Consider the following 15109-nt stretch of genomic DNA (forward strand, 5'->3'; position numbering starts at 1 on the left):
CCACGAAAATGTTTAGCTTACAGAACTGCTTATGAAGCTCTAGTGGATGAGTTAGAGTAAATGTTGCACTTATTCTTGCAATTTATCACTTTCTAAAAAAGCTATAACTACTGCTCCAACCATCGGTATTCCGTATGGGCTTAATAAAAAACTTAATACCAAAGCTTCTATACCAAGTGATACATCTTTTTGTATAAATGAGCCTATCGTAGCAACTATACACATCAACATCAAAAGGTAAAGAATAGTTGTTCCTATGCCGAGCAGGAATGTTAGAAAAGCTGTGAGGATACTTAACACCAAGCTAATTGGAAACAAGATTATTTTTATTATCCATCTCATAAATACCCTCCATTTCTACTAAATCATTTTAAAATGCCTTAACGCATCCATAATAGCTTCCTCTTTTTCCGGTGTGCATTGTGGAATAACTTGTTTCTCTTTTTTTGATTTATTATAATGCTCCCTTAATTCAATACCACATTTCTTTTTAATCTGAGCAATATAGAGTGTCGAAACCTTTAAATTGAATTTTTCTAATATATATTCTTTGATTTGTGCATAAGTAGCCTTACTTTCAGCACTTGTCAAATCAAGCTCATCCAGCTTAATTTCAACATCTATATGCTTATCGACATCAAGTTTGGACAATAATGCTACCGTCTCAACATGATGCGTCTGCGGAAATAAATCCACGGGTTGCACTTTTGTGAGTTTGTACCCCAGTTCTTGATAGAGCTTAATATCACGCGCCATGGTGGCTACATTACAGGATATGTAGATGAGTTTCTTTGGATTCATGCTGACGCTTGATTTGATAAAGCTTTCTGTCAGGCCCTTGCGCGGTGGGTCAACCAAAATCACATCAGGTCTGATTCCCTGTTTGTACCAGCTTTCCATAGCATTTTCTGCTGAATCACAAACATAATGGGCATTGCTAATGCCATTGAGCTCAGCATTCTTTTTGCTATTTTCAACTGCTTGAGGGATAACCTCCACGCCATAGACTTCTTTGACGTGTTTCGCAACTGACAATCCAATGGTACCAATCCCTGAATAGGCATCCACTACAATATCCTCTGTATTCAACTCAGCAAAATCAATCGCCGTTTGATACAATTTCTCTGCCATCTCTGTATTGACTTGGTAAAAAGCTGGAGCGGCGATTTGAAAGTGATTCTCTAGCATGCGGTCAGTAATATAATCTTGTCCATACAGTACACGAAATTCCTTTCCAAAAATCGCATTACCTGGCTGATTGTTAATATTTTGCATGATAGATTTAATATCTGGAAATTGCGCAACTAATCGCTCTATAAACTGATCAATACGGAAAATTTTGGGACGAGTTGTCACTAAAATAACCATGATTTCACCAGAGTAATGTCCACGGCGAACCACAATATTGCGCATCAAACCAGATTGTTCTTTCTCATCATAAGGTTTTAGGTCAAAACAACGCAGCAAATCCCGTACTGCCAAAACGACTTGGTCAATAACTGGATCCTGAATATAAAAATTCTCAATTGGCATTAAATCGTGCGAATTTTTTCGGAAAAATCCCGTCTCCAGCTGTCCATTGACACGGCGAACAGGAACCTGTGCTTTATTTCGATAACGCAGTGGCTGCGCCATACCAAGGGTTGGCACCACTTCGATATCTGTAATTCCAGCAATCTTGTAAAGACTATCTCTAACTTGCTTGGCTTTAAACTTCAGTTGCTCACTATATTTTAAATGCCCCAGGTCAGCAATCCCTGAACGTAAGTAAGCGGCATCTACATTTTCATTACGATAAGGAGATGTTGCTAAAAATTCCTCTACCTTGCCAAAGCCAATTTTCTTATTTACTTTCAGTATGCGCATACGGATACGTTCTGTCGGCAGGGCATTCTCCACAAAGAAAACCAGCCCCTCTGCCTTAGCTACCCCTGCTCCGTCATGGCTCAAATCCACAATTTCAACTTCTATCACATCATTCTTTTTTAACATATATTTCTCTTTCTATCAGCTTTGCCATTTCCCAAAAAAAGAAAGCGACAGAATCATCACTTTCTATTCTATCATTTATCTGAGTCCAAGTTGTGCCAATTTTTCTTTATAGGCTTCAAAATCAACTAGTAAGCCTTGACCACCATACATATCATAGGCATCTATCCAATCTCCATTTTCAGGAATGGTCACCTTTTCAACACCATTACGAGCGTTGGTAAGAGAAGACAAGCCGTGCGTTAGTAAAAAACTATACGGAACGTTGGTCGAGGTTAAAGCAAATACTTTTCCAAGTGCTTCAGAACCTGTAAAGAGTTTCGTTGGGTCTTTTACTTGCTGAATAATCGCGCTCATCACCTCTTGTTGGCGACGTGTTCGACCAAAATCTCCTTCGTCATCTTTACGGAAACGCGCATAATTCAAAAGCGTGCGACCGTCCATTCGTTGTTTGCCAACCTTAATCGTCTGCTCTGGAACCACTCCGTCTTTCATATTGAGGTCGTCTGGCACCTGTACTTCACTCACTTTTTCACCATCAATAGTTGAAAAATTCGCATTCATTTCAACACCATTTGGAAAAAGGGTATCAATAGCTGTCGCAAAGGTTGAAAAATCAACCAAGGCATAATATTTAATGTCAATATCAAAATTGTCTTTCAGCACTTGGCGTACTAATTCAGCACCTTGATTGTTATTTTGCTCCCCAATGGCATACGCTACATTTAACTTTTGATCATAACCTGATCCTTGACTGACTCCATCAATGTGAACGAGCGTGTCTCTCATAAAACTGACGAGTTTCATTTTTTTATTTTTTCCACCGACATTTAAGACCATAATCGAATCTGTCCGCGTCTCGGAAGAAGATTGACCAATTCGTCCATCTGTGCCCAAAATAAGTATATTCACACCGTCTTTTGTATCTTTCCCATTAAAGACTTCTGTTTGAGCGGCTTTGGCATTTGGATTGCCATTAGAGGCAGTCAAGCCTTTTATAAACATGAAAAGCATGCCTCCTACAATGAGAAGCAAAAGGACAGCAAGCCAAGCTAAAATTCGTTTCACACGGATTTTTCTATGCCGCTTTTCCTTTTTAGGCTTGGGCGAATTTTCTACATTTTCGGCTGTATAATTTGATACGCGCTCTTTTTTAACTCGTTTATTACGGCGACTTCTCTCTGGATATTGAGGCAATCCTTGTTCAGTATAACCAAAATTCTCAGGCACTTGTTGGTCAGAAAAGGTATTTCTCATTTCCTGAATCGACTCTATTCTTTGGTTTCCTTCTTGTTTTCTAAGAAGATATTGATACTCTTTTTTCTCACGTTCATTTAAATAATGGATATTTTTGTAAAGATAGTCCAGTCGTAATTGCTCATGGTGGCTGAGATTATCTGATTTTTTACCCATAATTTCTCCAATCTACTTTTCTGAAATAGTATAAACAGTATAATTTCCTAAAATTTTATAAGTAATGCCAATTGCTTCTAACTCTTTCATCGCAAACGACACCAAATTTTCTTTTTCATTATTGATGTCCACAATGAAAAAATATTCTCCCAATGCTGTCTTCAACGGGCGGCTTTCAATCTTTGTCAAATCAATTCCCCGCCAAGCAAAAGTTGCAAGAGCTTTGTATAAAGCACCGGGTAAATTGTCTGGCAAAGTCAACGCAAGCGTTATTTTCTTTTCCTTAGGATATAATGGCAAATCTGGAATCGACTGTCCTAGCAACCAAAAACGGGTGAAATTCTCGTCCATTTCTTGAATATCTTCTGCAATAATCTGCAGACCATATTCATTAGCTGCACTCCTTGGTGCAATGGCTGCATAATTTTCTTCTGGATGCTGAGCCACAAAGCGTGCCGCATAAGCTGTGCTAGCTGTTATTTCGATTTTAGCTTGTGGATAATGCTGGCGAACATATTTTTTCCCCTGTGCAATCGCCTGCGGATGAGAAAAGATTTTTTCTACTGGCTTATCTACTGTCGTTGCCAATAATTGTTGTTTGATTGGCTGAACGATTTCTGCCACAGCATGAATGGCTGCCTGATGAAAAAGATAGTCCAATGTTTCATGAACGCTTCCTTCAATTGAATTTTCAACTGGCACTACAGAATAATCCACTTCACCTGTTTCGTAGGCTTTTACCACTTCTGTAATATTCTCAAAAGCAACCAAAATATCTGTCGGAAAGGCTTCTTGCGCTACATGATGAGAAAAAGAACCTTTCGGACCTAAAAATCCAACTTTCATTGCAGCACCTCCACGATTTGTTTTGGCGTTAAAGTAGTCACATCAATAACTTTTGTAGCCACTTCTTCATACCAAGTCTGACGTTGATCAAAAAGATTTTTCAAATCAGCTTTGCTATTATTTAAATAAAGTGGGCGCTGGTGTTCTTGATCCTCTTCAAGGCGCTGGTAAAGCGTCTCAAAATCTGTTTTTAAATAAATATTTTCAGCGTTCTTCTTTAACAACTCGCGATTTTGAGCATTGCTGATGATGCCGCCACCGGTTGAGATGACTTGGTCTGACTGTAGCAATTCTTTTAATAATTCACTTTCTTTTTGCCGAAAAGCTGCTTCGCCATACTGCTCAAAATATTCTTTAATCGGCATTTCCAGTCTTTCTGACAAAAGCTCATCCATATCGATAAAATTTTCATCTAGCAAGCTAGCAATCGTTGACTTTCCAGCCCCCATGAAACCAATCAAAATCTTAGCCATGAAGTAAGTCCTCCAAATCAGCAAAGAAATTTGGATAGCTCGTATTGATAGCTTCGGCGCGCTCCAACTCGACTTGACCGTCCTTTACCAAAAGAGCTGCAATAGCCGTCATCATGCCAATTCGGTGGTCGCCAAATGTATGAACTTTAGCACCGTGAAGAGATGTTTTCCCTTTGATAATCATGCCGTCTTCTGTCGGAGTAATATCAGCCCCCATGCTATTTAGTGTATCTGCCACAACTTGGATACGGTCTGTTTCTTTTACTTTTAATTCCTCCGCATCACGAATCACCGTTTGCCCCTTAGCTTGAGTGGCTAGAAGTGCAATGATTGGCAATTCATCAATTAAACGTGGAATAATTTCTCCGCCAATTTCTGTGCCGACTAATTCAGATGTCTCTATCGTTATGGTAGCGGACTTAGCAACTTTGTCTACATTGGACAAGTTTATATTTCCACCCATAGCTTTAACAACATCCAAAATGCCAGTTCGTGTTTCATTGATACCGACATTTTCCAAAATAATCTTAGAATTAGGAACGATAAGTCCTGCTACTATCCAGAAAGCCGCACTAGAAATATCTCCTGGTACCAACACGTTCTGCCCAGTAAACTCTTGCCCACCTTGAACGCGGATTTCCTTTCCATTGACAAAAATCTGACCACCAAATTGTTTAATCATATCTTCTGTATGATTGCGGGTCATTTCTTTTTCAACAATGACAGACTCGCCTTGAGCTTGTAAAGCCGCAAATATCAAAGCAGATTTAACCTGAGCGGATGCCACAGGCAAGGTGTAATGAATAGGCTGTAAGTTCTTATTCCCATGAATGGTGAGCGGTGGCAAATCACGCTTGGTTCGCCCAGCGATTTGCACCCCCATTTGACGAAGAGGAATCGTTATGCGGTCCATGGGACGTTTAGATAAACTATCATCACCAAACATTTCCGCTGCAAAATCTTGCCCAGCTAATACACCTGAAATCAAGCGAATGGAGGTTCCAGAATTTCCCATATTCAGTTTGTTTGTCGGCGCTTGAAGACCAGCAAAGCCCACACCATGAATCGTTACTACATTGCCGTCATCTTCAATTTGAACACCTAAATCACGAAAAACTTGCATGGTGGATAGGACGTCTTCACCACGCAAAATATCGTGAACCGTTGTCACTCCCTTAGCCAAACTACCAAACATAATCGATCGATGACTAATAGACTTATCACCTGGCACACGAATGCACCCAGCTAACCCCTTCGCATTTGTACGTAACTGCATAGAAAACCTCATACCTGATTCTTTTTACATATTGTACCATAAAAAGAGAAGGGAAACAAAAGGGAGCGGGGAAAAAGCTTCATTTCGTAGAATTCAACTTTTCCTCACCCTCTTAGAATTATAAACTTTCTGCAAATTTTTGCTTGATGAATTGTGCAGAGTAAGCTAATTTTTCTTTCTCTTTTTCCGTTAAACTAAGTTTGACTTGCTCAAGAATTCCCTCACGCCCTACAATCGCTGGATAACTCAAGTACGTGTCTAATGGTTGATAATAATTTGACACCGGCAATTCTTCATGTGAATCTGATACAAGAGCTACTGCTAAACGGATAGCTGCGCTCGCAATACCATAAGATGTGTATTTTTTGCCATAAAAGACGGTATGCCCTCCTTTAAGGGCTTCTAGAGCAATCTCATCCAACTCCTCGACTGAAGCAAATGTAGAAATCGGTTGCCCTTTTATCCGTACTTGGCTCCAAGCTGTAAATTGAGAATTCCCATGTTCTCCAAGATTGTAGCCATAAACGCTTCGAGGGTCAACACCAAAGCGAACACCAACTGCACGTTTCATACGAGCTGTGTCTAGCAGCGTTCCTGTTCCAATAACGCGCTCTTTAGGCAGACCAGTATAGTGCTGATAAAGACTGGTAATGACATCTACTGGATTACTAATAACAATGATAATCCCTGTAAATCCAACTTTTTTCAATTGTTCAGCAACAAAAGGGACTTCCTTAGACGTAAAAGGTAATTCAGCAAATCGATCAGCGTTGGGGTTATCTTGTAATTTGATATTGCCCAGTGCTGACACCACCACATCCGCATCTGCCAACGCCTGATAATCATTAACAATAATATTCGCATGATGATTCAAATTGGCTGCGGCGTCCTGAAAGTCAAGTGCATCTGCTTTGACTTTCGCTTCATTTTTATCAATCAAGACATAATCATCAAAAGCACCTTGCGCAATCAGACCATGCGCGACTGCGGCACCAACATTTCCCATACCAATAATCGCAATTTTACGTGACATAAAGCACCTCCATAAAATACACTGTTCAGCTTCATCATTAAACTGAAAATCTGTCTAGTTGATACATTTCATTATACTCAGAAATCATCAAAATACAAGTATTTTCCTAAAATATGCAGAAAATTCGCACATTTGTTGAATCCTTTCTTCTCCTATGGATTTCATGCACATAAAAAGCTGGGCTAAATTTGCACCAGCTTGTATCGTAACCTTTATTTCAACAATTCTTGAACTGGATCAAAAATGATGCGTTCAATATCAGCCAAGTAAATAGACAACTGTTGTTGTTTATTGAAAAATTCAGTCAGAGCAGGATTGCCTTGAATCTTATCCCCAAACGATTTCATCTTATCTTGCACTTCTTGCGTTGGCATTTGACCTGATTGCGCCATGACTTGCAGTTCTTGCTGGAAAGCTAGATAATCTTTCAAAAGACTCTTTGCTTCGCTATCAGCATCTACTGCTTTTTTGCTTTCGACAACGGCTTTGTACTCAGGAAGGTCACGCAGAGTACGGCTTAATTCATTTGCTAAATCATAAATATTTGACATTGTATTTCCTCCTTAATCTAAAAAGACTTGATATGGGGTCTTTTCTCTTATTATTTTAGCAGATTTTTCCAAATCTTCACGATTTTTAAAGGTGATTTGCAAAATTCCGTTAATATCTTCGCGATTTTCTTCATTGATGTGAATATTAACAATAGATGTTCCCCTTAAAAGTTCCAATACTCCTAAAATAGCATCTTCTTCATCGGGAACATTGATGAAAATGTCATAAAAACTATCCACACCTGCTCTCTTATGGATTTCCATAGCTTTTCGCACTTGGCGACCATGCTGAAAGAAATTCCAAATTACATCTTCATTTTTATTCTGAATGGCACCTGAAATGGTATCCAAGCGTTTCTTAAAATCCTCTATCCTCTCTAAAATGGCATCTGGATTTGTCAACAAAATCGAAGTCCACATGCCCGGCTCACTTTCTGCAATCCGTGTCATATCACGGAATCCCCCAGCAGCGAAATGCTGTGTCATTTCGTGCCGTTGAGTATAGGCAGCGGCTTGATCCATAAGACTAGAAGCGAGAATATGCGGAAAATGGCTAATTTGACTGGTGACACGATCGTGTTCTGTGGCATCAATCTCGATAAAGCGAGCATGCAGACCAGATAAGAGATTCTTCATTTCTGCTATCGTGCCCTCTTTCGTCAAATGAGACGGAGTAAAAATATAATAGGCATTTTCAAAGAGGTTTACATCTGCTGCACTAGCACCTGACTTATGGCTACCAGCCATCGGATGGGCACCTATAAAGCGAATGGTTTTCTCCTTTAGAGCTTCTTCAGCAGTAGCTACAATTTCAGCTTTGGTAGAGCCTGCATCTGAGATAATCACATCTTTTTTCAAATCTAGAGTTGCTAATTGCCTGATAAACTCAATGGTTTGCTTGATAGGGACAGCAAGAATAATCACATCTGCCAGAGGAGCAAATTCAGCAAATTGATCGGTCACTTGATCCACCATGCCTTTTTCAAGGGCAATTTTTCGAGATTCCTCTCCACGATTGTAACCTAATATAGTATAGTCTGGATGATCACGTCGGATTCCAAGTGCGATTGATGCACCAATCAAACCAAGACCCGCAATATAAATAACTTTCTTTTCCATCCTCACTCCTTTACTTTGGCTCAATGATAAATCCTAGAATAATAGACACCAAAATAATAACCATAACAATCGCTGTGAAAATCGTATACATTTTATCTTTTGTTTTAACAAAAATGATAAATGTTGAAATCACTCGAAAAATCGGTGTCAAAATAAGCATAAAAGCCCCTAACAACATAAACGTCACTGCATCAAAAATGGAATGGCTCTTCACATAGGCAACTGGATTAAACTGTTCCAAATTTTTTAAAGAAATGACCTGCTGACCACTAAAAAGGTAAAGAACCAAGCCAATAAACATAAAAAGAATGGAGAGAAAAATCCCTATGCGAAGAATTTTCCCCATGACCAAATCCAGCTGCTCTTTTTCTTCCTGCATTTTATCTGTCATTTCATACCTCGTATAAACATTTGCATGCCAAGGGCTAATAAAGCAACTAGAAAAATCCAGCGCAATACTTTTACAGGCACATAAGGCATGATACGACTTCCAATGAAAGAACCTGCTAAAACACCTAAGGCGATTGGCGTAACCAATACCGGATTGATTTGCCCGACAAAAAGATAAAAGATAGCTGAAGCCGTTCCTGTCACTCCCATCATAAAGTTAGAAGTCGCTGAACTAGCTTTTAAAGGCATTTTCATAACAGTATCCATAGCCAAGACCTTGAAAGCTCCTGCACCAATTCCTAAAAGTGCAGACATAACGCCAGCAAAAAACATGACAATAGAGCCACCAGGAACATTGGTTACTTGATACTTGATTGTTTGATTGAGGCCTTTGTCAAAATATTCACCACCGAGATTTAATTTCTCAGCAATGGCATCATTGTGGCTCACAGTCTGAACTTCCTTTTTAGCACGAATCTTCTGGTATATATTAAATGCCTGAAAAAGCATGAGAGCTCCGTAAAGCAAAAAAAGAATCTGTGAATCTGTTATCACTGATAACATTGCACCTACAAAGGCTCCTAAAGTCGTAAAAATTTCCAAAAACATGGCAATTCGCAGATTGAGCATGTCATCTTTTAGATAGGCAATCGCAGAGCCTGAACTAGTCGCTAAAACCGCAATAATAGAAGCTCCGACTGCATATTTGATGTCTACTCCAAATAAAAGAGTAAGCACAGGCGTAATAACAATTCCACCTCCAAGTCCTAACAAAGCTCCCAAAATTCCCGCAAAAATTCCGACCAAAGCCATCGTAAACATATAGGTGAACATTAAAATACCTTCACATAATCACGGTGTTGTTGAACCGCTGCTTTTAATTCTTCCAAATTATCCGAAGAGAATTTCTCCAAAACCTCAGTTGCAAGCACTGTTGCAACAACAGCTTCCATAACAACACCAGCAGCTGGCAAAGCTGTCGGATCACTCCGTTCTACTGTTGCCTTATAAGACTCATGTGTCTCAATATCAACGCTCATAAGTGGCTTGTAGAGAGTTGGAATCGGCTTCATCACTCCGCGTACTACGATAGGTTCTCCGTTGGTCATACCGCCCTCGAAACCGCCCAAATTGTTGGTACGACGAGTAAAGCCATCCTCTTTAGACCAGATTATTTCATCCATCACCTGACTGCCCTTAAGCCGCCCTGCTTCAAAACCAAGTCCAAATTCCACACCTTTAAATGCATTGATAGAAACCACTCCTTGAGCAATTTTAGCATCTAGCTTTCTATCCCATTGAACATAGGAACCTAGTCCAACTGGCACACCACCGACAATGGTTTCAACAATTCCGCCAATCGTATCGCCATCTTTCTTAATTTGATCAATATAGGCTTTGATTTCCTCTTCACGTTCTGGATTGACAATCGAAACTTCTGACTGACGAGCACGTTTCTTGATTTCAGAAACGGTCAGATTTTTCGGAACCTCAATGTCAATGCCACCGAAAGTTACGATATGGCTAGCTATCTCAACTCCGATTTCTTCTAAGAGCCGTTTAGCAACCGCCCCCACCACAACCCGCATGGTCGTTTCACGTGCAGAAGAGCGCTCCAATGAATTGCGTAAGTCGTTAAAACGATATTTTATACCGCCGACCAAATCTGCATGACCCGGACGAGGTTTGGTAATCTTACGCAGCTCTTTTTTCTTGTCATCCACATCTGCTACATTCATAATATCCAACCATTTTTGATGATCTAGATTGGTCACATTGAGTGTAATCGGTCCCCCCATGGTTCGCCCATGCCGAACACCAGAAGTAATTTCCACTTTGTCACTCTCTATTTTCATACGAGCTCCACGACCGTATCCGCCCTGACGGCGTTTCAACTCTGCATTGATATAGTCTGCTGTCAAAGGAAGCCCAGCTGGCACTCCTTCAATGATAGCTGTTAAACGCGGTCCATGTGACTCCCCAGCAGTTAAATATCTCATTTCATTACCTCGTCTGTTGTTTCTATTTAGCACTTACTTTTCTAAATAATCTTTCATCTCTTCTAAAGGAATCTGATGAATGGCTGCCCTGCCCAATTCTGGAACAATGACTAATTTGATTGTCTTGCCCCGAGCTTTCTTATCATGAAGCAAGGCTTGATAGAGCTCTTCTTGTCGCCAAGGTTGATAATCAACTGGAAGTCCAAATTTGCGACACATCTGCTCAATATCTGTGGTAATTCCTTTAGGCATTAGCTTTTCTTTTTCTGCTACACGCGCTACCTGAACCATTCCAATAGCCACAGCTTCTCCATGCATGACTTTGCCATAACCAGCAGTCGCCTCCACCGCATGACCAATCGTGTGTCCAAAGTTTAGATAAAGGCGCACACCATTGTCAAGCTCGTCTTCCACTACTAGCTTTCGTTTGACATTGCAAGAATGATAGATGATACTTTCTGCATGCTCCAAAATGGACTCTGGACTACCGTCCATGTCAGACAGTTCTTGCCATAGCTCCACGTCCTCAATCAGACCATACTTGATGACCTCTCCCATGCCTTCAATCAATTCACGTTGTCCTAAAGTCTTTAAAACTTCTGGGTCAATCAGAACCCCGTCCGGCTGAGTAAAAGTACCTACCATGTTCTTAGCCCACGGCGTATTGACTCCTGTTTTCCCACCAATCGAAGAATCTACCTGAGCCGTCAAACTCGTCGGTATCTGTACAAAATGAATGCCTCGCATATAAGTTGAAGCCGCAAAGCCAGCCAAATCACCGACCACACCGCCACCCAAGGCAACAATACCATCACTGCGGGTCATCCCTACTTTAGCGAGAAATTCATAAACTTTATTGACCGTTGTTAAATTTTTACTAGCTTCACCTTCCAGAAAATCAAACACAAACACTTCAAAGCCAGCAACTTCTAAGCTATGTTTAACTGTTTCAGCATACAGACTTGCTACATGATTATCTGTGATGACAACGACTTTTTGAGCTGACCACAGTCTTGCCAGCCATTCTCCAGCTTTGGCTAAAGTCCCTTTTTCAATGATAATATCGTAAGGATGATTGGGGATATTCACATTTAATTTCATAGGCAACTCCTTATTTGTACTTCTTTTCCAATGCCTGCCAAATTTCTTTAGTTGGCATTTCTTTTCCTGTCCATAATTTGAATGCTTCTGCCGCCTGATACAACAACATTCCCAAGCCATTCACTACTTCAACATCTTGTCCTTTTGCCCATTTTAAAAATGGGGTTTCAAACGGCTGGTAAATCACATCTGCCACAAGAAGTGAATGTGGTAAATAAATACTGCTTGGTAACGGTAAAGTCTCTCCGTCCATTCCTAGACTGGTACCATTGACCAATAAAGCAGAAACGTTAATTTTTTCTTGCAATAATTCTTGATTTTCTAATGGTAATACCCAAATCTTCGTTACAGTTTTCTGCTGAATATCCTTCATTTTTTGTGAAACGCGTTTAAAAGAGGACTGGCGCGTAAACACAAAAATCTCCTCAGCACCATCCAAAACAGCCTGTACAATAATCGCTGTTGCAGCTCCGCCAGCTCCAAGCATGACCATTTTTTTGCTTTTGATGACAAAAGAAGGCAAGCTCATAAAAAATCCCTTGCCATCTGTGTTATAACCAATCAATTTTCCATGTTGATTCACGACAGTATTCACTGCTCCAATCATCTGCGCAGCAGGTGTCACTTCATCTAAAAAAGGAATCACAGCCTGTTTATAAGGCATGGACAAATTGATTCCAAACATATTATAGCGGCGAATATTTTCAACAGTTGCTTTCAAGTCATCCTGTGAGATTTCCCAAGCCACATAAACACCATTAACACCCGTTTGCTCAAATGCTACATTATGGATAAAAGGAGAAATACTGTGCTTGATTGGATTGGCAACAACTGCCGCTAAACGAGTATAGCCGTCAATTTTCATTCAAAATCTCCTGAATTTGTTTCATACTGGCAAGAGAAATTTGACCTGGCGCACTAGGCTCATCTAAACTAGCAAACGACCAACTAGAGCCTGTCAAATCTGCTGTTATTCGTGAAATTTTTCCAATTTGTCCCATGGAAATAGTCACAAAATCCTGATCTGGATTTAAGGTTTTAAAGCCACGCGTATAGTTCATCAAGTCTAGAACATCTTGCTCGCTGCGCGCCATAACAGAAACCTTTACTACTTTTGGAGTCAAACTTGTCAATTCAGATAAAATTTCCATCATATTTTCAGGCGTTTCTTCAAAATTATGATAGCTCAAAACAAGATTTGGAAAATCTAACATTTCCTCAAATCTATCTTTATGAGAAAAATATTCAAAATCAATATAATCCGGCTGATAAATCGTTGAAACTTCCTTGATGGTAGAAATATATTCATCACTCGTCAATTCAATATTTCCACCTTCGCTAATTGTTCTCAAAGTGAAAATCAATTCACGACCAGCAAATTTTTCAAAAATAGCAGGCGCAACAGTCAGAATTTCATCTTTTGCTAAAAAATCCGCACGCCACTCAATAATGTCTGCGTCATCATAACGCGAGCTATCAATGTTCTGCGCTTCCTCTAAATTTTTCGGCATCACTGATACGACTAATTTCATTTTTCCACCTTAATGGTAAATACCTTGAGGTAATTACTTCTTTCATCTTTTTTATTATAAGTAAAATCTGCTGGCAAACCGTATTCTTTCAGATAACGGTGCTTTATTCCTGCAAAACCTTTTTCGATTTCTTTTTTAAACTTACTGCGTGAAATATTCGCAGCATTCGTACTAGCAATAATCATTCCATGGGGATTTAAAATTTCCAAAGACTGAGCAATCAACTTATGATAATCCTTCGCCACTGAAAAAGTTTGTTTTTTATTTCTTGCAAAACTCGGCGGATCTAACACAATCACATCATAGGTCAAACCATGCCGCTTAGCATATCTAAAGTAGTCAAATACATCCATCACAAAAAATGTATGGTGACTTAAATCCAAGCCATTCTCTCTAAAATGCGCTTCAGATAACTCACGACTTCGTTTTGCTAAATCAACGGAGGTCGTCTGACTGGCTCCTCCTATGGCTGCCGCTACCGAAAAGGCTGCTGTATAGGAAAACATATTTAACAAAGACTTGCCAGCTGCTAGACCGTCTACCAAGCTACCACGCACCTCATGCTGATCGAGGAAAATTCCCGTCATCAATCCATCGTTTAAAAACACTTGATAGCGAACACCATTTTCTAAAATCGTAAAAAATGCTGGCGCTTCTTGCCCATACAAATGAGCGGAGTCAACATTCAAACCCTTGAAACGAATTTTCTCATACGCTCCTGTAACTTCTGGAAAGACCTGTTGAAACGCTTGAACAATGGTATCCTTAATTTCGTAAACAAAGAGATTATACCAAGAAAAGACAGCATACTCTTGATACAAATCTATTGTAAAACCACCAAATCCATCTCCTTCTTGATTAAAAAGGCGATAAGCTGTCGTCTTTTCAGATTTTTGATAAACTTGTCGTTTTTCTTTCGCAGATTGGAATAACTGACAGAAAAACGAGACATCTAAAGTTACTTTCTTCTGTGAAATAAACCAGCCAATACCCTTGTTTTGCTCTGATAAGTATGCAAGACCTACAAATTGTCCTTTCGTATTGATCAGTTCTACAACTTGATGATGAAAAGGAAGAGAAGGAAAATCTTGTTTTTCTAAAACAAATTGTCCTTTTTTTATGTTTTCTTCAATATAGGCAGGAATCGTAAGCTGTTTCATAAGCTCTATTATATCAAATGTTATGAATTTTCTCAAAAAAATGTATTACTTATTACAAAATGATTGCAAAAAAGTGATTATTTGTAAAAATTCCATTTATTCTCAATCTATAAAAAATCTCACTCTATTTTTTATCTGAGATAAATTGCAAGAATAAGTGCAACATTTACTCTAACTCATCCACTAGAGCTTCATAAGCAGTTCTGTAAGCTAAACATTTTCGTGG

The 15109-nt window shown here is 39.5% G+C and carries 16 protein-coding genes; all 16 read right to left on the reverse strand.

The features are described 5' to 3' along the window. Window positions 1-69: 69 nt before the first annotated feature. Window positions 70-342 (reverse strand): CD1845 family protein, encoded by a 273-nt coding sequence (locus FQ204_RS04140; protein WP_144208969.1) that lies wholly within the window; start codon window positions 340-342, stop codon window positions 70-72. Between the two features lie 18 nt (window positions 343-360). Continuing rightward, the gene (gene rlmD / locus FQ204_RS04145; RefSeq protein ID WP_144208971.1) at window positions 361-1992 is read right to left on the reverse strand and encodes a 23S rRNA (uracil(1939)-C(5))-methyltransferase RlmD; all 1632 of its coding nucleotides are present in this window, start codon (window positions 1990-1992) and stop codon (window positions 361-363) included. Window positions 1993-2067: 75 nt separating this feature from the next. Further along, window positions 2068-3402 carry an LCP family protein gene (locus FQ204_RS04150; RefSeq protein WP_144208974.1) on the reverse strand — a complete coding sequence of 445 codons (1335 nt, stop codon included), beginning with the start codon at window positions 3400-3402 and terminating at the stop codon, window positions 2068-2070. 12 nt (window positions 3403-3414) lie between these two features. After that, entirely contained in the window at window positions 3415-4248 is an 834-nt protein-coding gene (gene pheA, locus FQ204_RS04155) for a prephenate dehydratase (RefSeq protein WP_144208977.1), read from the reverse strand. Further along, entirely contained in the window at window positions 4245-4721 is a 477-nt protein-coding gene (locus FQ204_RS04160; protein ID WP_144208980.1) for a shikimate kinase, read from the reverse strand. The genes pheA and FQ204_RS04160 overlap by 4 nt, the downstream gene beginning before the upstream one ends. Beyond that, window positions 4714-5997: a 3-phosphoshikimate 1-carboxyvinyltransferase gene (gene aroA / locus FQ204_RS04165; protein ID WP_144208983.1), complete on the reverse strand. Its 1284-nt coding sequence runs from the start codon at window positions 5995-5997 to the stop codon at window positions 4714-4716. Before aroA ends, FQ204_RS04160 begins: the two co-directional genes overlap by 8 nt. A 118-nt stretch (window positions 5998-6115) precedes the next feature. After that, window positions 6116-7030: an L-lactate dehydrogenase gene (locus FQ204_RS04170; RefSeq protein WP_144208985.1), complete on the reverse strand. Its 915-nt coding sequence runs from the start codon at window positions 7028-7030 to the stop codon at window positions 6116-6118. 212 nt (window positions 7031-7242) lie between these two features. Then, window positions 7243-7581 (reverse strand): YlbF/YmcA family competence regulator, encoded by a 339-nt coding sequence (locus FQ204_RS04175; RefSeq protein WP_144208988.1) that lies wholly within the window; start codon window positions 7579-7581, stop codon window positions 7243-7245. Window positions 7582-7593: 12 nt separating this feature from the next. Continuing rightward, window positions 7594-8700 (reverse strand): prephenate dehydrogenase, encoded by a 1107-nt coding sequence (locus tag FQ204_RS04180; protein WP_144208992.1) that lies wholly within the window; start codon window positions 8698-8700, stop codon window positions 7594-7596. Window positions 8701-8710: 10 nt separating this feature from the next. After that, window positions 8711-9091 (reverse strand): DUF1634 domain-containing protein, encoded by a 381-nt coding sequence (locus FQ204_RS04185; RefSeq protein WP_144208995.1) that lies wholly within the window; start codon window positions 9089-9091, stop codon window positions 8711-8713. Beyond that, entirely contained in the window at window positions 9088-9924 is an 837-nt protein-coding gene (locus FQ204_RS04190; protein ID WP_144208998.1) for a sulfite exporter TauE/SafE family protein, read from the reverse strand. The genes FQ204_RS04185 and FQ204_RS04190 overlap by 4 nt, the downstream gene beginning before the upstream one ends. Then, the gene (gene aroC, locus FQ204_RS04195; protein WP_144209001.1) at window positions 9924-11090 is read right to left on the reverse strand and encodes a chorismate synthase; all 1167 of its coding nucleotides are present in this window, start codon (window positions 11088-11090) and stop codon (window positions 9924-9926) included. Before aroC ends, FQ204_RS04190 begins: the two co-directional genes overlap by 1 nt. A gap of 33 nt (window positions 11091-11123) precedes the next feature. Further along, entirely contained in the window at window positions 11124-12191 is a 1068-nt protein-coding gene (aroB, locus tag FQ204_RS04200; RefSeq protein ID WP_144209004.1) for a 3-dehydroquinate synthase, read from the reverse strand. 10 nt (window positions 12192-12201) lie between these two features. Further along, window positions 12202-13056: a shikimate dehydrogenase gene (locus tag FQ204_RS04205; protein ID WP_144209007.1), complete on the reverse strand. Its 855-nt coding sequence runs from the start codon at window positions 13054-13056 to the stop codon at window positions 12202-12204. Next, window positions 13046-13723: a type I 3-dehydroquinate dehydratase gene (aroD, locus tag FQ204_RS04210; protein ID WP_144209010.1), complete on the reverse strand. Its 678-nt coding sequence runs from the start codon at window positions 13721-13723 to the stop codon at window positions 13046-13048. The genes FQ204_RS04205 and aroD overlap by 11 nt, the downstream gene beginning before the upstream one ends. Beyond that, window positions 13720-14883, reverse strand: coding sequence for a class I SAM-dependent rRNA methyltransferase (locus tag FQ204_RS04215; RefSeq protein ID WP_144209013.1), 1164 nt, complete (start codon window positions 14881-14883; stop codon window positions 13720-13722). The genes aroD and FQ204_RS04215 overlap by 4 nt, the downstream gene beginning before the upstream one ends. Window positions 14884-15109: the final 226 nt, after the last annotated feature.

The organism is Streptococcus constellatus (assembly GCF_902167705.1).
Classification (GTDB): Bacteria; Bacillota; Bacilli; order Lactobacillales; family Streptococcaceae; genus Streptococcus; species Streptococcus constellatus_A.

Coding starts and splice junctions, on each gene's coding strand:
- FQ204_RS04140 (WP_144208969.1), bottom strand. CDS start 342: ATGAGATGGATAATAAAAATAATCTTGTTTCCAATTAGCTTGGTGTTA.
- rlmD (WP_144208971.1), bottom strand. CDS start 1,992: ATGTTAAAAAAGAATGATGTGATAGAAGTTGAAATTGTGGATTTGAGC.
- FQ204_RS04150 (WP_144208974.1), bottom strand. CDS start 3,402: ATGGGTAAAAAATCAGATAATCTCAGCCACCATGAGCAATTACGACTG.
- pheA (WP_144208977.1), bottom strand. CDS start 4,248: ATGAAAGTTGGATTTTTAGGTCCGAAAGGTTCTTTTTCTCATCATGTA.
- FQ204_RS04160 (WP_144208980.1), bottom strand. CDS start 4,721: ATGGCTAAGATTTTGATTGGTTTCATGGGGGCTGGAAAGTCAACGATT.
- aroA (WP_144208983.1), bottom strand. CDS start 5,997: ATGCAGTTACGTACAAATGCGAAGGGGTTAGCTGGGTGCATTCGTGTG.
- FQ204_RS04170 (WP_144208985.1), bottom strand. CDS start 7,030: ATGTCACGTAAAATTGCGATTATTGGTATGGGAAATGTTGGTGCCGCA.
- FQ204_RS04175 (WP_144208988.1), bottom strand. CDS start 7,581: ATGTCAAATATTTATGATTTAGCAAATGAATTAAGCCGTACTCTGCGT.
- FQ204_RS04180 (WP_144208992.1), bottom strand. CDS start 8,700: ATGGAAAAGAAAGTTATTTATATTGCGGGTCTTGGTTTGATTGGTGCA.
- FQ204_RS04185 (WP_144208995.1), bottom strand. CDS start 9,091: ATGACAGATAAAATGCAGGAAGAAAAAGAGCAGCTGGATTTGGTCATG.
- FQ204_RS04190 (WP_144208998.1), bottom strand. CDS start 9,924: ATGTTCACCTATATGTTTACGATGGCTTTGGTCGGAATTTTTGCGGGA.
- aroC (WP_144209001.1), bottom strand. CDS start 11,090: ATGAGATATTTAACTGCTGGGGAGTCACATGGACCGCGTTTAACAGCT.
- aroB (WP_144209004.1), bottom strand. CDS start 12,191: ATGAAATTAAATGTGAATATCCCCAATCATCCTTACGATATTATCATT.
- FQ204_RS04205 (WP_144209007.1), bottom strand. CDS start 13,056: ATGAAAATTGACGGCTATACTCGTTTAGCGGCAGTTGTTGCCAATCCA.
- aroD (WP_144209010.1), bottom strand. CDS start 13,723: ATGAAATTAGTCGTATCAGTGATGCCGAAAAATTTAGAGGAAGCGCAG.
- FQ204_RS04215 (WP_144209013.1), bottom strand. CDS start 14,883: ATGAAACAGCTTACGATTCCTGCCTATATTGAAGAAAACATAAAAAAA.